Here is a 16988-nt window from a genome sequence, read left to right on the forward strand (position 1 = left end):
CACCGTCCTAGCGTAATACGACTGGTTGCTTTTGTTCAGCGGATCGATAAGCGGCGAGTGCAACTTCCACAGCCCGCAAGCCGTCTTCACCCGTAATGGACGGCGCTTTCTTTTCTCGTACGCTGGTGACGAAATCCTTGACCAATTGACTGTCCATGTCATCGCCCCAGTTGACCCACTTCAAGCCTTTTTCATTGGAATATACATCCAGCTTTTGAGAAAAAGCGTCGAGCGAAATTGTGCCCTCTGTCCCGATAATTTCCATCGTCACGTCTCCCCATGTCGGGAAGGACTTGTTGCGAGACCAGCTGCAATCGAGTGTAGCAAATACCCCATTTTCAAATTCCATGGTCAAAATGCCGCAATCATCAATCGGCGTATCGGAAAACTTGCTGTCTATCTCCGCATATACCTCACGCACTTCAGCGTTCATAAACCAGCGCATCAAATCAACAACGTGAACCGTGTGATCGATCACTGCACCTCCGCCGGATTTTTCCGGATCGACGAACCAACCACCAGGATTTTGTCCACGGTTCGTACCCCGGATTGCCATGATCCGCCCGACCTTGCCTTGCTCCACCAATTGCTTTGCTCGAACAACAGCCGGATGGAATCGCACTGGGAATGCCGTCTGCAAAATGACGCCCTGTTCACGGCAAAAGTCGATCATCTCTTGAGCAGCCTCTGCTGTTGTCGCCAGCGGTTTTTCACACAGGATGTGCTTGCCAGCCTTCGCTGCCGCTATCGTATGCTCTTGGTGCTTGGCGTTTTCCGAGGTGACGATGACCGCATCGATATCCGTTGCGAGTAGCTCATGATAATCGGCGAAGTACGGAACGCCAAACTTTTCAGCCGCCGCCTTTCCACGCACTTCATCCTCGTCTGCTACCCCGACTAATTGAACCCCATCTAATTTCGCAACCGCATTTGCGTAACTGTATGCATGCATATGTGCAACACTGATGATTCCGAGTTTCATGTCCAGTCCCCTCCTACACCAAAGTTACGGGTTTGCCCGTTTCGATTGACACAAGCGCGGCACGAGCGATTTCTACCGCTTTCACAGCGTCTTCTGCCGTCACGAGTGGCTCCAGATCATGGTCGATGCACTCGATGAAATGCTTCAGTTCTCTGAAATACGGGTTTTCACGCAACGGGCTCTCCGGAACTGCGACTCCATTCATGCCAGCTTGCTTCGAGCGATTGACCGCAACTAACGGTTTTTCCTTCGAGCTGTCGTAGGAAATGATACCCTCCTTGCCTGCCAGCTCCATTTTCATCGCGAAGCCTTCATGTGCCCACGAGCCTTCCACATGTGCAATCATGCCGTTCTTGAAGCGAAGCGTGACCAGCGCGTAATCCATCCGGGCAAAACCTCGACCAAGCAAGCCTTTCGCGTACACACGCTCCACATCCCCGAAGCACCAACGCAAAAAGTCAAAATCGTGAATGATCATATCTAAAACAAGGCTGCCACTGTTTTTGTAGTCGGCGTACCAGTCATTCCACGCTGTCGGGAAGATACCACCACGGAACGTCCGTGCCACACCAACGTTGCCAATCGCACCGTCATTAACCAGCTGACGGGACTTTTCGTACTCCGGGAAGAAGCGCAGGACGTGTCCGACGAACAGCTTGACGTTTTTCTCCCGGCAATAATCAACGATAAAACGAGCTTCTTCCTTATCACGGGCCAACGGCTTTTCGCAAATGACATGCTTGCCTGCATCCGCAGCCTTTTTCACATAGGTCTTATGAAGGTACGTAGGCAAACACACGTCTACGATATCTACCTGCGCCAGTTTTTCTATGGCCTCTTCATAGCTCCCAAACCATTCTGTTTTTGTCTCGGCTGCCAGCTCTTTTCCTCTCTCGCTACGGATATCGACGATCCCGACCAGCTTGACGTTTTCCATGGCAGCATACGATTTCGCGTGAACAGTCCCCATGGTTCCTGCTCCGATTACCAGAACATGATTCATAATGGTTTCACTCCTTTTGGGAAAAAGTCTATTTGGACCCAGTTAGGGTAATTCCCTCGACAAAATGCTTCTGCAAGAAAATAAAGACGATGATCATTGGCCAAATGGCAAGAACGGAGCCCGCCATCAAAATCGGGTAGTTCGTCAAATTGGTGTGCTCGCCCGTCAAATACGCCAAGCCAGCGGAGAGCGGCATTTTATCAGGCGTGCTGTTGACGATCAACGGCCACATCAGGTCGTTCCAAGACCACAATGCTACGAAAATAGCGAGTGCGATCAAGCCGGGCTTCGCCAACGGCAGCATAATTCTCCAATAAATCTGAAAATGGTTGCAGCCATCGAGCTTCGCCGCTTCTTCCAGTTCTTTTGGCAGCGACATGAAAAACTGACGCAGAAGAAACGTACCGAATGCACTGAACAATCCAGGTACAATCAGTGCTGTCAACGTATTCAGCCAGCCAAGCTCCTTCATGATCATAAATTGCGGGAGCAGAAACACCTGGCCTGGCACCATCAAAACGGTCAAGAACAGGATGAACAAGGCGTTTCGCCCTGGAAATTCAATTCGCGCGAATGCGTACGCCGCAAGCGAGCAAAGGAATACTTGTCCGATTACCTTCGCCACAGTTGTGATCACGGTATTCCAATAAAAGTCCAAGAAGGGCAGCATCTCAAAAATATGGGTGTAATTCTCCCACTGGTACTTGGTCGGCAAAATGACCGGAGGCACCTGTGTTGATTCGCCTAGTGACTTGAGCGAGGTGAGAACCATCCAGACGAATGGCGCAATCATTACGAGAGCACCTGCAATCAACAGCAGATGAATCAGCAACTTCTTGCCCATTTTGTTCCGACTCGTATATACACTCATTCCATATCCCTCCCGTCTGTTCAGCTTTGATTAATCATAGTGAACCCATTTTTTCTGCAACTTCATTTGAATTGCGGTAACAATCAGGATCATCACCAGAAGCACGACAGCAACTGCGGCCGCATAGCCACCGTTTCCTGATTCAAATCCATTCGTAAAGAACAAGTATGCCATCGTCTGCGTTTGTTCAGTCGCTGGATTGCCCATTTTGCTTCCAAGCATCAGGTAAATCAGGTCAAATACTTGAAAAGCCCCAATCAAGGAAGTGATACTGACGAAAAAAATCGAAGGAGTCAACAGAGGCAATGTAATCTTGAAAAACATGCGAACCGGCCCCGCTCCATCAATTTCTGCCGCTTCGTAATAGCTTCTCGGGATGCCTTGCAGTCCGGCCAAAAAAATAACCATGTTGTATCCGATGGAGCTCCAAACGGCAACGATAATCACCGCATACAAAGCAATGGCGGGATCAGATATCCACCTTGGGCCCTCAATGCCTATCGAGCCCAGCAAATAATTGATCAGACCGTAATCAGCGTTGTACAACCATCTCCACACCATCGCCACCGCTGCTGCCATCGTCACAACGGGCAGGAAGTACAGGGTGCGATAAATCGCAATCCCCCTAATTTTCTGATTAAGTAGCACAGCGATAAAAATGGAGATAGCGATACCTACCGGAACTGCGATTACTGTATAAATCAGCGTATTTTTCAGCGCGATCCACAAGTTAGGGTCCTTCAACAACAGCTCGTAATTATGTAAGCCAGCCCACTTGTACTTGCCGAAGCCTCCCCATTTGGTAAAGCTTAAATAAATGGTTTGTACGATCGGCCATAAGTAGAAGACACCCAACCCGATCAGTGTGGGAGCAATCATGAGATACGCCCAGAACCAATCACTTCTCTTCATGCGATTCAACGATTTATTCGTTTTTGGCTGGACGGCGGCGTGCATTTCAGGCTGCAACTGGCTGCTCATCGCATTCATTCCCTCCTTACATCAGCTTTTCAAAAAGGATGGCCTCGTCCATGATGCGAAGCCATCCATCATAGACCTTTTATTCTTGGCTAAGCATTTCGTTCATTTTTTGCGCCAGCTCTTTGGATGCATCCTCTACGCTCATTTGTCCAGCCCAAGCCTTGGTCATGAGCTCTGTTTCCAGCTTGGCCCATTTTGCCGTGTCCTTCGAGATCGGATACGGTTTCGCCACAGCTGCCTGATCAATGAAAATTTTCAAATGAAAGTTCGGCATGGATTGCATCCATGTATCCTGTGTTCCGTTAAATGCCGGAATCGCAGCACCCGATTTTGCCAGGATTTCTGCCCCTTCTTTCGAGCCCAAGAATTTCACGAATTCCCATGCTTCCTTCGGATGCTTGGTATTAGCCGAAATCACGTTGCCCAAGCCGTGAATGACGCTTGTGTTCTCTTTCCCTTTTGGAAGATACGTCACGTCCACCTTGTCCTTCGTATATTCATTCTTATGAAAAGCGGATGCCATCCATGAACCGTTGTACATCATCGCGATCTTGCCTGACTCAAATAGCTGTGTTGCCTCTGTTTCGGACAATTGCGCTGCTGTTGGTGATGCTTTTTCGTTGATCAGGTCTGTCCAAAACTTGAGGCCCTCGATCGTTTCCGGTTTGTCATAGCCGGACGTTTTCTTGTCTTCCGAAATGATATAGCCACCGTTTTGAAGGATTGTGTTATAGAAGCCGTCCTGTCCATAAGGAGGTGCTGCAATTCCCCAAACGCCTTTTTTCTCATCCGTCAGTTGCTTTGCTACTTCCCTCAGCTTGTTCCAATCCCAGGTTTCGTCTGGATACGGTACTTTTGCATCGTCAAACAGCTTCTTGTTATACCAGAGGCCAATGGTGTCGAAATCTTTCGGTAGCGCGTAGTTTTGTCCATCGTAGGTGTAGAGATCAACGAGAGCTTTCGGATAATTATTCAGATCGATGCCATCTGCCTTAATTTGATCTGTAATCGGCAAGAGCATGTCGTTATCTGCGTATTTAATGATACGCGGACCATTAATCCAAAAAATGTCCGGCAGGGTGCCACCCGTTGCGGCTGCCTCCATCTTTGTCCAGTATTGCTTGTTAGGTGTTAGCTCGATCTTGATGTCCACGTTCGGGTTCTTTTCGTTAAACTTTTTTGCCATTTCCTCCATCGCAGGCATTTGGTTTTTGTCCCACAGTGCATAGGTGAGCGTTACCTTTTCGCCTGAAGCAGCACTGTCAGTTGTTCCAGCTGGTGCGGAGCTCTGCCCGCCGCCCGAACATCCTGCTACTGCTACCAAGAGAGCAGCCATTGCAATCGAAACCAACTTCTTCATCAGAAACCCCTCCTCGATTTACGTTCTCCTCTTTTACCCCCAAAATATGGTCAAACTCAACGCGCTTTCCTTTTCGACTCGCCCCCTTTCAACGAATTAGATGGGGTAAACTTTCTTTTTCCAATGACCAAATAAAGTGTATAAAAAGATGTTACAAGCTGAAGTGAAAAACATCTTGTAACAAAACAGCAGCAGCAGCCTTGACTTCGAAATCAGCCCCCAGTACAGTTGGACGGAATTCCAGCCCTTCGACCATCGTCCCCATCGCTTGCGCCATCACTTGTTTTTGGATGCGCTCAAACAGCACTTGGTTGTCCCGGATCATTTCTCCACCCAGAATGATCAGGCTCGGGTTGAACAAATTCACCAGATTCACGATGCCGATTGACATGTATGAAGCGATTTCGTCGACGATGTCTTGGCATACCTGATCCCCTTGATGCAGTGCTTGGCGAAAGACATCGAATGTGATTCTTGTCATATCTCCGTCAGCCAAATCCATGACGAGCGTTTCTTTTCCGCGTGTAACGGCGGACAGTATGCCTGAGTAAATGGCCGGCCACGCCACGTAGTTTTCCAAACAGCCGACATTACCGCAGTCACAGCGCATCCCACTTCGATCAACAGTCGTATGCCCGAATTCACCCGCTCCACCTCGACTTCCGCGGAAGATGGAACCGTTTACAACGAGGCCCGAACCAACCCCTTCTCCTACAGTAACAAACAGGAGATTGTCAGCATTCAGTCCACCACCGAAGTTTTTTTCCGCCAGAGCGATTGCATTGGCATCGTTGTCGAGCCATGTGTTTAGACCAAAACGCTCTTCTGCCATGTCCTTTAATGGAACATCATGCAAACGTAGCTTGGAGTTGAAGCGAATGACCCCGCTCGCTGCATCGACAATCCCTGGTGCGATGATGGAAATGCCCAGACAACGGCTGACATCATCCACCGATTGGAGAAAGTCCTCGATCGAATCCAGCACATACTGGATGATCTGGTCACTCACTAGACCAGCTTTGACCGGATAGATTTTCTTTTGCTTTGTAGCCGCTTCCAAATTCATTTCGGCTATCGTAATCGCTGTATTCGTAATCGAGACGCCAATCAAAAACTTCCCGTCTGGACAAAAGCGAACCATAATCGGCTTACGACCACCCTTTGACTCACCAGTTCCATCTTCTGCAACCATGCCGTCACGGATCAGCTCGTTGACTGCCGAGGTGACTGTAGTGGGGCTGATGCCCTGCTTTTTGGCGATATCACTTCGCGAGATGGGCCCAAACTGGCGAATGGTGTCGAGTATAATAAAGCGATTGAGCTCTTGAATTAGTTTTAGATCTCCAGTTCTGCGCATCGTATTCGTTCATCCTTTATTTTTCCAATGACTTTATAAAGTGATCATACTGAAGTTTGTATTTTGTGTCAATTTCGTTTTTTCTTAGATTTCGATCAACTTTTTCTGATTGAATATTCCATATACCTTCGCCAACAATCAAACTGATATACTTACTTTTCCAAGACTTGTAGCCTTCTTCGGATCAGCCATCACGCCATCGACCTTTTCATTGAGATCGATCCCCATGACTTTCCCGTTGCTGCCGTTGATCGAGATATGCGTCAGCCCATCCTCAACAGGAATCTCTTGCTCTTGCCTCACAAAAAAGAAGTCGTATTGATTTGTACTTTCATCATATTCTCCGGGCTGAAGTAGCAGCAGCTCGCCTTTACCAGCTGGAGTGATCTCTGCTAATTCATTTATGGCCAATTGCAAAGCCTGCTCTTGCGTCAATTTTTTGGTAGCGGTCTTTGACACACTTGTATCGAAGACATGATAGCTCACAATTGACCCTGTCTTCGGTTCGATTAGCATGCTCCCAATCCATCCGTCGTCTGTTCTCCACGAATAATTCGTACGTCCCTCCCATTTCCTTGTTTTCCAGAAATATTGGATAATCACGGGTTTTTCACCAGTTAAATCTTCAAAAAAGACATTCCCTTTTGCAAAATCATAACCCGTACGCTGAGTCAAATACGCTTGTGCTTCTTCATGGGATTGTGCTACGGGCTGGCTGGCACCCTTTGGTTTCACATTCACTTTGCTATGATAAGGCATATTCACGTTGTCTTTGCCGGACACGGCATCCAACTTACCGGAAAAAGCTGGAACATAGAGGAGCTTGTATGTTTTTCCGTCTTGATCGAGGGAATACCGTAATTTCATATAGGTGGACAGCTGTTTCTCAGCTTTTTCTTTGGATAGGATCTGATCCAATTTCGCGAAGGAGATTTTTTCGATTGGTTTGCCAAGGGATTTTCCTGTGATTTGCCCTTCGTGATCAACTTGTATCTGAACGATGTCGTCTGTGAAAGGAACTCCGTTGACCATACGTACAAACTGAATGGTATTTGTTTGACCATCGAAAACTTTCGCAACCCCATCCCCATCAAACTGGTATCCTGCCATGTCTTCACCGTACAACTTTTTCATAAACGACATGGCTATTTCTTTCGATTTGTCGATCGGGTAAAGCGTTTGGCTCTTTTGGTTATATAGCTCTTGTTTGCCAAACTCAAGCAGGTCACCAGTATTTTTGTCGAACACCAAGGTAACGAATTCTGCATTGTTTTCTTTTGACTTGTAGTTGTTCACGAGCAGATAAGGAGTGTCTTTCACTACTACTTCTCTAACAGGATAATCTTTCAAATAAGGGATGAGACTAGCTGCTTTCTTTACCCCTTTTTCTACCAGCCTGTTTATTTCAGGAGTCATTTGCTCTACTTTTATTTTTTCCAGCGTATTCTCCCTAGCCAGTGCACCACTAGAAGATGACATCGCAATACTTGCAGCCATCAGGAGGAACACAGCGTGCGTAACTTTTTTCATCATTTCTCTTCCTCTCGTCTGTTCATATTTGTTTTCTCACATTCATTATTCGAACCTGAATCTGTTTTGTTTCATTTTCCTAAAAAAAAGTAACATATACATACATGCCTAAGATGAATCGAAGAAACGATAGGCGTCTATGCCCGCTCTGCCTTCCTTGGTAAGAAGGCGGAATGCTCCCCCTTTGCTTTTCATAAGTCTCTAACAGCCTTATGGCTTGGATTTTTTCTTGTGTATGTTAAAATTTACAAAAAAGGAATGGGGCGTTAGTATGAGTGAGCAGCCCTTTTGGTTTAAAGCGACCGTGACCGTTGTTGTTGTCATTGGAATTCTAGCACTACTAACAGGTGCCGCTTTCATTCAGCTATTAGCAATGGTAGGCTTAGTCGTTATGTGTGCCTCAAAAGGCGTATTGGAATGGAAAAAGAACAGAGATTGGGCTGTCATTATTTTTGGAGTGACTGCCGTACAAATCGTTATTTTTATCAAGTCATTGTATGGCTTTTTCACATAAGTCACTTTTTTTCAGTATAGGTGGAAAATATTTCTTGATTCTTATTATCAACATTCATATAATAATAGTGAATTTGGAATTTTAAGGAGGGGCTTCTATGAATACGGCAATTGCGATTCTTACTTTTATTGGAGATCTTATTCCATTAGTCCTCCAACTGTTAAAAGCCTTTGCTTAATTTCCAAACGAACAAATAGGGGCTGTTCCTCCGTCATTATCATGACTGGAGGGACAGCCCCTTCCCTACTTATTGAGTATCTGCATTTCCTTCTGTTTCCTCCAAGATCTCCTCATCTACATAACCATCGACTTCTTCCACTGCCCCTTGCTGTTGAACCTGCCAGAGAGCTGCTACATTTGCTGGCTCCCACCCTACGAGAGAAGTGTGAGGTTGCAGACATTTGTATACCTTGCCTTGATAGCTGACCAAATCACCAGCTGCATAATTTACATTTGGCGCCCATGCAGGAGTTCCTGGATTTGCAGCATCTGTTACGCCTACGACCTCGATGCTCTTTTGTGAAGCATTACCTGCTGCATCCTTCGCTACCACAGAGAAGGTATAAGCAGTGTTAGGTGTGAGTCCTGTTACAGTTGCAGTCGTAGTCGTTACATCCGCTGCTAATGCTGTCCCGTTGTAAACCTCGTAATTTGTCACCGCAATATTGTCTGTAGAAGCAGCCCAGCTCAGACTGATACTCGTGCCAGTTTTCCCTGTTATGACTAGATTGGTAGGTGTGCTAGGAGGTTGGTTGTCTGGCTGAATCGTATCCGTCGTAACCGTTACCTCATTGCTTGCTACTGAGGAATTCCCTGCTGCATCTTTCGCCTTCACAGTGAATTGGTACGTAGTGCTAGCTGTCAGCCCGCTAATCGTTGTATTTGTACCCGTTACCGTTTTCGCAAGCTGGGTGCCATTGTATACCTCATAGCCAGTAACCCCTACATTGTCGGTAGCAGCCCCCCAACTCAGGCTAACACTTGTCGCTGTTTTGGCAGTCGCTTGGAGATTAGCTGGTGCTGTCGGCGGAACGTTGTCGACTGGTGCTGTCCCGCCTAGAAGATCGCCATTCACTTTGTCTAGCAGAACCTTGTTACGGTCCCCGCTAAATTCCCAGAACATTGCGCCTGCCAAGCCTTTGGATGTAAGATAAGAAGTTTTGTGACCGATTGAAGTCACATCGTCATAGCTAATATATGTTTTCGAAGCCGGGTTGAAGAGATAGGGCACTTTTGCAGCGTCATTCCAGTGGCGTGTGAAGCCATTTTTGTTCACATAATTATTTTGGATATCCGTGAAGTCAAGCATGCCAGGTTCCCACGTTCCTGTTGAAGGCCCTGTGCAGTTTTGATATTCCCCATTGTTCGCTGTTCCGCAACCCGACCAGCCCCTGCCGTAAAACGGAAGTCCGAGAACGAGCTTGCTGGCAGGAACCCCGTCACGAAGATGACCCTCTACTGCTGTTTGGACGTTATAGGTCTGAGCATTTGGCAAACCTGCTGCTCCTGCTGCCGGATCATAGGCCAACGGTGCGTTATGTCCAGTCTGCTTTTGGAAGGCTCCATAGAAGTCGTAGGTCATAATATTGATCCAATCCACAACCCGGGCAATATTTCCAAGCTCTGTATTTGCTGCATAGCTAGGGCTGGCACCAGAGGCAATCGTCAAATAGTACTGTTTGCCATCCGTTACCTCAGCCGCATCGAGTTTGTCTCTGACAGCCTGTAGCAACAACGTATAATTTTGCTTATCTGCTGGACGTGTGCTGTTTCCAGGCAAACCTCCACCAACCGGGTACTCCCAATCGAGATCGACCCCATCCATCTGATATTTCCGGATGAAATCGACTGAAGATTGTGCAAATACTTGGCGTGCAGCCGGATCTGCTGCTACATCCGAGAAGCGATTGGACCACGTCCAGCCCCCGATCGATATCAATGTCTTTAATTGAGGGTTTTTTTGTTTTAATTTTGCCAATTGGTTCAAATTTCCGCGGATCGGCTGATCCCATGTATCCCCGGGATAGGATTTTTGCACATCAATCCATGGATCTCCGAGAACAACCGTACCATTTGGGGCATTAATATTGCCTACTTCATCCTGGCAAGCCCACGTTTGTGGATTGGGCCCCGTTGGATCTGGGTTGCCGTGTCTGCCATTCCAGCAAATATCCGCAAATGCATAGTTAATATGCGTTACTTTATTAGGATCGATATCCGTTACATTGTAGTTTCGTCCATAAGCCCCCCATGAGGGATAGTAGCCAATAATTTTGTAATTGGATACCGCAGTCGCCTCCGCTTGATTTTCCTCTGCTTGCGCCACCTGTGCCGCCATCGGCAAAACGGAGGTGACAAGCAGGGCCCCTACCATTAGCACATTCCTCACACATTTCTTGAATTTCATAGTATCCCTCTCGATCTTCGTGGATTTTATTACAAATCCATCTTATTACGCCTTACATTACAATATGCTAATGTGCTTACATAAATGGTAATAAAAGGTTAATCCAAAACGAATGTACATTAAAAAACCCTCCCTTCCGACCAAGGGAAGAAAGGGGGCTCTGAGTAGGTTACCTTGGCCACTTTCACATCCAACAATTCCTTAACAGTTACATTTTTCCATTTTCCTCGTATTTATTAATGAAACCAATTTATATGAAAGCAGGAAGAAATATGAAGATGAGGAATGTTGTTACTCTGAATCTTTTAACTTTAGCCGTTACTTTAACACCAACGGCTTTCGCAGCGGAGGCAAGTAATTTGAGTCAGCCTGGTAAAATGAACGAAGCACCCTTTTTGTTAGAAACCCCTATTCATGATCCCTATGTCATTTCCTCTGATTTCGGCTTGCAAATCAATCCCGAAACCAAGAAATCAAAAGGACATAACGGATTGGACTATGCAACCACCAAAGGTACAGCTATCTTTGCAGCAAATGATGGTGTTGTTCTTTTCGCTGAAAGCACAGAAGGATTTGGAGAAACAATCATAATCAAGCACAATTCCGAATTCAGTACTCTCTATGGTCACATTCTCCTTGGTTCATTTCTTGTGAAGCCCGGAGATACTGTAAAGAAAGGTCAAAAAATAGCAGAAGTAGGATCATCCGAAACAGGAGATATGTTGCATTTTTCTGTTATGAAACAAGGAACTATGGTAAATCCTACCGATTTTTTACCTAAAAGTACCCAATGAGGATCTAGTCACCTTCCGTAAGGAATGGTGGCTTTTTTCATTCACATACCAAGTTGATTATTTGGTATCATTATCCATATATTGGAGGTGTATTACATTGTTGCTGCTATCTAAAATTTTCTTAGCGTTGCTCCTTTTTTTGTGGGTCGGTGCGGAAGTTATCTTTTCTCCAAGTCCCAAAAAGGTTAGAGCAAGAATATTGTTTTTCATCGCATTAGTGGTAATCAGCGGAGCAATTTACTGGATAGGGTATTGGTTATAAGGTCCATCAATTTGCGGTACACATTTTCAAATCGTCCCTTGTGCCGCACTGCATTTCGACAGCATGCTTAAGACAAAGATGGAATACCATATCGCCCCCATTTTCAATACATATTCAGTCGCTTTTTCAGAGCAACCTTCAGCTACAAACTTAGGCCCTGTTCCCCTCCCTCGTTTTTGGTTTTTCTTGAATGGGATTCCGAAAAAACTCAACGAAATCTCCGTATTCACATTTTTGTAACAAATCCCCCAATACATCTAAAGGAAAACCATTAATAGACAAGAATTTCATATTGAATTGGAAATAAATTACAAATAAGGGGTGTTTTTCATGAAACGAACCTTGTCTTTCCTTTCTGCTACATTACTTTTAGCAAGTATGTTAGCTACACCATCGTATGCCGAAGCAAATAAGACGACTGCCACCTCTAAATCTTCAAAGTCAAATCGATCAATCCAAGCAATAGCAACAGATCCATCTCTATTGAATGGTTTTCGAGTGAAGGAAACGAACAGCGCAACTGTATATTTAGTCATGGATGGTAAAAAGAGAGGCATTGTTAGTGCCGATGTTTACTTTAAATTGTTTAATAGTTGGGATGGTATTAGGGAATATCCGTCTCTCAGCAGTATTCCTGATGGGCAAGTCATTGGTGAAAATGCTCAACTGATAAGGTTTCAAAGCAGTGCAACTGTCTATCTTTTAGATGAAGAAAATGGAAGAGTAGTTAAACGTGGCATCACAAGCGCATCTGTTTTTAACAAATACAATTTTGATTGGAATAAAATTATGGTACTTGCTGACTCTCTAAAGAATGCATTTCCTGATGGTTCCTTACTAGACAAATAACAAAGTTTGCGAATAGACACACCTCTTACATTGGGTAAGAGGTGTGTTGCCGTTTGCGTAATCATTTGGAGGGTCCGAAATGAAGGTCAAACGAATTGTCGCCAATATAGACACCCAGGATATCGCCGCAGCTAAATGCTTTTATCAGGACGTACTCGGCCTACATTTATTGATGGATCATGGTTGGATCGCAACTTACGGGACTGACGAAGAAATGAGCGTTCAAATTAGTTTTGCTTCACAGGGAGGTTCCCACACGCTTACTCCTGATCTATCCATTGAAGTCGATGATGTCGATACCGCGCTTGAACGGATGAAGAATGCAGGGTTTCCAATTGAAGCCTATTCATAATTCAGTTCTGTTCGTCCACTTCTGCCTGCCGTCCATTTTATGCGGCTAGCCACTCTAACCATGCAGTTGCGATCCATCGGGTTCACTCCCTACACATTGTGTCAACCACCATAAAAACAACTTTTTTTCCACCCATTATTTTTTTCATGTACAAACGCCCTTACATAATTCGTTATATCACATACCTTAATTTGGGGGGTATCCTCAATCACAATTAAGGAGTGACATTCATGAGCGCTGGCTTTTTTGATGACTTTTCTTTAATTTTGGTTCTCTTCGTCCTGTTGGTAATTGTTGCTTGCAGTTGCGAGTAATTTTCAATGTTTATGGGTAGCTTTATAAGCTGCCCTTTTTACATAATTGCCCGTTAAACTTTGTCGTTCATTTGGGTATGCCTTTCATAAATAAATTTGCGCATTCATTAGCACATTTACGTTTGCCCTAGGCTCGTATCAGTTGCCAAGCATCCCCTATTTGCATTCCCTATACCATGTGAGAGAAGCGAGTTGAGTAATCTGACGTACGGAGCCGAAGTATACGCATCTCTCTCACAAAAACATCAAATAGAGTATGCAAGATCGTTTAAAAGGAGGTGCGAGAATTGGCGGCACAAAAAGGTGTTACAACTTCGTCAAGAAGAGTGTCCTTAGAAATACAAAGAAAGAATCGGAGAAAAGCAGTGCGATTAATCAACAGAATTGTTGTAATAAGAACCATATTCGATACATTTACTGGATGTCTTCTCAGTGTCGGACCAAATGGTTTTCGTGTTCGGGTCTACACTGGTAGCAATGAGACGTTCACCATCATCACCATTCCATTAAATTTCGTTATAAACCTCTTTCCTTTCCCTTGCAATTGCTAGGTTCAAGGCCCCGACCCAACGGGGCTTATACATATTCCCTCTCTTTTTTCAAACCTCTATTTGAGCATTGTGATAAGTCTTGTATCCAACGGCAATAATGTTCATGAAAAAGAATTTGAGGAGAAAACAAAGCAATGCTTATAAACATTTTGCTTGGCTTCGTATTTCCATGGATTTTTGGAATCTGGTTGTATTTGCAATCACCTAAAATAGTTCTCACGATTGGTCCATTTGCATCGGTCCTGTCGTACATCGTTAATGTCTGGGGGATTTATAACCATTACTGGATATTGACACCTGTTTTAGAGGTCAAAACCGCTTCCGTACTTCCAATGAACCTCGGACTATTCCCTATTATTGCCTGCTGTACTTACTTTCTCATTTTCCGAACGAGAACCCAGCCAGTCCTCTGGATACTATTTTTTTCTGTTGCCCAAACGCTTCTGGAATCTATCGCCTATTATTTTGGCAAAGTACAATATTTTAATGGTTGGAATATTGGAGGAACCTTCTTATCCTACTTGATCCCGGCCCTAATTACATACATATACTTCGCTCTTTTGATATCCAAAGGGGTATTGGAAAAGAATGATCCCGATTTAACCTAACGCCTGCATCCTGACATATCCTTCACTCATAAGAACTGAAAGAGAATCTTTCATTTTGTTTCACCTTCTAGGGCAAAACTAATTGCAACAGATTAAGAGCAGCTTTATGATGATAAAAAACAGAGGTGTCCATTTTATGTATTTCATACCATTTACGGATGAGTTAATCTCAGAAGCTGGGCAACTATTGTCCAAACGTCATAAACTAGATCGGGAAATCCTTTCGGTACTACCAATTGAATGTGAAGATGAAAATTATGCAACGACTGCTGTTAAAACGATATGGTCAAGACCAAACAGTAGCGGAGTCGCAGCAATTGAAGATGGTAAATTAATCGGATACCTCATTGGACAAAAGATGGAAAACCCTCTTCGAGGTCGCCATGTCTGGATGAACTTGGAGGATCATGCAATTTCTCGCAATACCTCCGTTGAATTATATAGAGATCTTTATTTAGAGGCTTCTCAACTATGGGTAGATGAGGGATATTTCAGTCATTTTGTGCTAATTCCAGCCAGTCAACCGGAAATCCTTCATTCTTGGTTCCGTTTAGGATTTGGCTTTGAACAAACACATGCATTACTCTCATTATTTGATCGGGAATTTCCCCTCCCCTTGAGCATTCCAAATGTGGAATTTCGCCTGGCATCCCCAGAAGATCGTAGTTTGGTAGAGGAGATTGCAAACATTATTAGAACTCATCAAAATAAGGCACCCGTTTTTGCTTATTCTTTACATGATGACCCTGAGAAATTACGTAAAGGTTATGCAGGTCTCCTTGATGATCATGATGTCGATTTTTGGATCGCCTTAAAAGATGGAAAAATTGTTTCTTTTCAAGGATATTTCCCCTTCGATAGAAGTAATGTAAATTTGAATGTACCGGATCGTTGTGTTGAATTAGGGGTGGCTGGTACTCTAAATCAATATCGCGGGCAAGGTATCAATTATGCACTTACACTACATGGACTTGCCCATGCGAAGAAAAAAGGATATATATCCTGCATGACAGATTGGAGAGAAACGAATTTACAATCTTCACGTTATTGGCCTCGTCAAGGCTTCCTTCCTGTTTCTTACAGAGTTTCTCGCCTTATTGATAGCAGAATAACCTTGGTGAAAGAGTAGTAATTTCCTAACAAGCTGATCTACAATGGATCAGCTTGTTTTAATTTTAGAATGCCACTTAATAGGAAGCATTGTTTCTTCAAGGGGCATAGCACAATTGAGATGCTAATTACAGTGAATGGAAGTGGAGAATCGGAGGCTTCCATTCAGCCAAATCTCACAACCGCCACCATTTATTCATTCAAAATATTGTCAATTTTAACCACCATTCGACAATTTCTCTTAAAGTTAGAGGATCGACTTTGTGATAGGATGGTATATATTGGTATTTTAAGGAGGAGATGATAGGCACCCACCTCTTTTTTGCAAGAAATGCTATAACAATTGACCTCTACTCGATGATAGTTTCCAAACAACTTTTATCATGAAAGGTTGATGTTCATGTTTAAAAAAGCACTTATTATCCTGTCATTAAGTTCAGTCGTCGTAGTACCCTCTCTAGCCACACAAGTCCAAGCGGCAACGCTCCCTACACAGGAAAAGGCAACCACCTACGTTTCCAATAAAAACATCAGAAGCGCCACGTATGGAGAAGAAATCTGGGTGTCGCTTACCTCACCTATTCCAGCCGGATGGGTTATCGTTAGAACGTTAGGAACGCAGAATCTGATCAGGAATATGAACGGTGCTTCTTATGGCACAGAGGTAGAGGTGCTACTAGCTTCTCCTATCCCTAGCGGATGGGTCATGGTTCGAGCCTTTAGAGGGTCGAATGTCATCAAGAATATGAACGGTGCTTCTTATGGTACGGAGATAGAGGTAATGCTCGCCTCGCCTATTCCAGTCGGATGGGTCATGGTTCGAGCCTTTGGAGGATCAAATGTCATCAGAAATGTTCATGATGCTTCGTACGGCACCGAGGTAGAAGTGATGCTCGCTTCGCCTATCCCAAAAGGATGGGTCATGGTTCGAACCTATGGAGGATCGAATGTGATCAGAAATGTCAATGGTGCTCCTAACGGAACGCAGATTGAGGTACTGCAAGCCTCGCCTGTTCCTGAAGGATGGATCATTCTCAGTTCAGGTGGAAATTCGAAAGTAATCAGGAAAATTGGCTAAAACAAAGAGTACATGGCAATGTATCTAGTCCGCGAGCTGACGTCGAGAAGCGATCGGCATCAGCT

Annotated in this window: 14 protein-coding genes and 1 pseudogene; 7 read left to right on the forward strand and 8 right to left on the reverse strand. The window is 44.7% G+C overall.

The genetic code is table 11. The features are described 5' to 3' along the window. Positions 1–7: 7 nt before the first annotated feature. From ODZ53_RS15925 to ODZ53_RS15955, 7 genes are all read right to left on the reverse strand, one after another. Positions 8–982, reverse strand: coding sequence for a Gfo/Idh/MocA family protein (locus ODZ53_RS15925; protein ID WP_372678233.1), 975 nt, complete (start codon positions 980–982; stop codon positions 8–10). Positions 983–995: 13 nt separating this feature from the next. After that, positions 996–1985, reverse strand: coding sequence for a Gfo/Idh/MocA family protein (locus tag ODZ53_RS15930; RefSeq protein ID WP_173607165.1), 990 nt, complete (start codon positions 1983–1985; stop codon positions 996–998). Positions 1986–2013: 28 nt separating this feature from the next. Continuing rightward, positions 2014–2856, reverse strand: coding sequence for a carbohydrate ABC transporter permease (locus ODZ53_RS15935; protein WP_016739348.1), 843 nt, complete (start codon positions 2854–2856; stop codon positions 2014–2016). Between the two features lie 30 nt (positions 2857–2886). Next, positions 2887–3846, reverse strand: a complete 960-nt coding sequence (locus ODZ53_RS15940) for a carbohydrate ABC transporter permease (RefSeq protein WP_372678236.1) — start codon at positions 3844–3846, stop codon at positions 2887–2889. A 70-nt stretch (positions 3847–3916) separates the two neighbouring features. Further along, on the reverse strand, positions 3917–5197 hold the full coding sequence (locus tag ODZ53_RS15945) for an ABC transporter substrate-binding protein (RefSeq protein ID WP_372678238.1): 1281 nt from the start codon (positions 5195–5197) through the stop codon (positions 3917–3919). Between the two features lie 151 nt (positions 5198–5348). Further along, positions 5349–6554, reverse strand: a complete 1206-nt coding sequence (locus ODZ53_RS15950; protein ID WP_372678240.1) for an ROK family transcriptional regulator — start codon at positions 6552–6554, stop codon at positions 5349–5351. 138 nt (positions 6555–6692) lie between these two features. After that, positions 6693–8087, reverse strand: coding sequence for a YcdB/YcdC domain-containing protein (locus tag ODZ53_RS15955; RefSeq protein ID WP_372678242.1), 1395 nt, complete (start codon positions 8085–8087; stop codon positions 6693–6695). Between the two features lie 268 nt (positions 8088–8355). Here ODZ53_RS15955 and ODZ53_RS15960 point away from each other — a divergent pair, with 268 nt between their 5' ends. Continuing rightward, the gene (locus ODZ53_RS15960; RefSeq protein ID WP_372678244.1) at positions 8356–8598 is read left to right on the forward strand and encodes a hypothetical protein; all 243 of its coding nucleotides are present in this window, start codon (positions 8356–8358) and stop codon (positions 8596–8598) included. Between the two features lie 247 nt (positions 8599–8845). On the opposite strand, the gene ODZ53_RS15965 is transcribed toward ODZ53_RS15960, so the two are convergent. Next, a complete protein-coding gene (locus tag ODZ53_RS15965; protein ID WP_372678246.1) occupies positions 8846–11005 on the reverse strand; it encodes a glycosyl hydrolase family 18 protein in 2160 nt (719 codons plus the stop codon). A gap of 272 nt (positions 11006–11277) precedes the next feature. Here ODZ53_RS15965 and ODZ53_RS15970 point away from each other — a divergent pair, with 272 nt between their 5' ends. The 6 genes and pseudogenes from ODZ53_RS15970 (at position 11278) to ODZ53_RS15995 (ending at position 16923) form a co-directional block, all read left to right on the forward strand. Beyond that, positions 11278–11799, forward strand: a complete 522-nt coding sequence (locus tag ODZ53_RS15970; protein ID WP_372678248.1) for a M23 family metallopeptidase — start codon at positions 11278–11280, stop codon at positions 11797–11799. Positions 11800–12391: 592 nt separating this feature from the next. Further along, positions 12392–12910, forward strand: a complete 519-nt coding sequence (locus ODZ53_RS15975) for a hypothetical protein (protein ID WP_372678250.1) — start codon at positions 12392–12394, stop codon at positions 12908–12910. Between the two features lie 79 nt (positions 12911–12989). Continuing rightward, positions 12990–13250 (forward strand): annotated as a pseudogene (locus tag ODZ53_RS15980) (VOC family protein); the annotation flags it as partial. Between the two features lie 242 nt (positions 13251–13492). After that, the gene (locus tag ODZ53_RS15985) at positions 13493–13576 is read left to right on the forward strand and encodes a YjcZ family sporulation protein (protein ID WP_012685423.1); all 84 of its coding nucleotides are present in this window, start codon (positions 13493–13495) and stop codon (positions 13574–13576) included. Between the two features lie 1265 nt (positions 13577–14841). Continuing rightward, a complete protein-coding gene (locus ODZ53_RS15990; RefSeq protein ID WP_372678252.1) occupies positions 14842–15864 on the forward strand; it encodes a GNAT family N-acetyltransferase in 1023 nt (340 codons plus the stop codon). Between the two features lie 381 nt (positions 15865–16245). After that, complete coding sequence (locus tag ODZ53_RS15995) at positions 16246–16923, forward strand: hypothetical protein (protein WP_372678254.1); 678 nt, start codon at positions 16246–16248, stop codon at positions 16921–16923. Positions 16924–16988 lie beyond the last annotated feature (65 nt).

Source organism: Brevibacillus sp. BD137 (assembly GCF_041644655.1).
Classification (GTDB): domain Bacteria; phylum Bacillota; class Bacilli; order Brevibacillales; family Brevibacillaceae; genus Brevibacillus; species Brevibacillus brevis_D.

Excerpts from the sequence above, each read along its gene's own strand:
- ODZ53_RS15930 (WP_173607165.1), bottom strand. The coding sequence starts at position 1,985 with ATGAATCATGTTCTGGTAATCGGAGCAGGAACCATGGGGACTGTTCAC.
- ODZ53_RS15955 (WP_372678242.1), bottom strand. The coding sequence starts at position 8,087 with ATGATGAAAAAAGTTACGCACGCTGTGTTCCTCCTGATGGCTGCAAGT.
- ODZ53_RS15965 (WP_372678246.1), bottom strand. The coding sequence starts at position 11,005 with ATGAAATTCAAGAAATGTGTGAGGAATGTGCTAATGGTAGGGGCCCTG.
- ODZ53_RS15945 (WP_372678238.1), bottom strand. The coding sequence starts at position 5,197 with ATGAAGAAGTTGGTTTCGATTGCAATGGCTGCTCTCTTGGTAGCAGTA.
- ODZ53_RS15990 (WP_372678252.1), top strand. The coding sequence starts at position 14,842 with ATGATGATAAAAAACAGAGGTGTCCATTTTATGTATTTCATACCATTT.
- ODZ53_RS15985 (WP_012685423.1), top strand. The coding sequence starts at position 13,493 with ATGAGCGCTGGCTTTTTTGATGACTTTTCTTTAATTTTGGTTCTCTTC.
- ODZ53_RS15940 (WP_372678236.1), bottom strand. The coding sequence starts at position 3,846 with ATGAATGCGATGAGCAGCCAGTTGCAGCCTGAAATGCACGCCGCCGTC.
- ODZ53_RS15925 (WP_372678233.1), bottom strand. The coding sequence starts at position 982 with ATGAAACTCGGAATCATCAGTGTTGCACATATGCATGCATACAGTTAC.
- ODZ53_RS15950 (WP_372678240.1), bottom strand. The coding sequence starts at position 6,554 with ATGCGCAGAACTGGAGATCTAAAACTAATTCAAGAGCTCAATCGCTTT.
- ODZ53_RS15995 (WP_372678254.1), top strand. The coding sequence starts at position 16,246 with ATGTTTAAAAAAGCACTTATTATCCTGTCATTAAGTTCAGTCGTCGTA.
- ODZ53_RS15970 (WP_372678248.1), top strand. The coding sequence starts at position 11,278 with ATGAAGATGAGGAATGTTGTTACTCTGAATCTTTTAACTTTAGCCGTT.
- ODZ53_RS15960 (WP_372678244.1), top strand. The coding sequence starts at position 8,356 with ATGAGTGAGCAGCCCTTTTGGTTTAAAGCGACCGTGACCGTTGTTGTT.
- ODZ53_RS15975 (WP_372678250.1), top strand. The coding sequence starts at position 12,392 with ATGAAACGAACCTTGTCTTTCCTTTCTGCTACATTACTTTTAGCAAGT.
- ODZ53_RS15935 (WP_016739348.1), bottom strand. The coding sequence starts at position 2,856 with ATGAGTGTATATACGAGTCGGAACAAAATGGGCAAGAAGTTGCTGATT.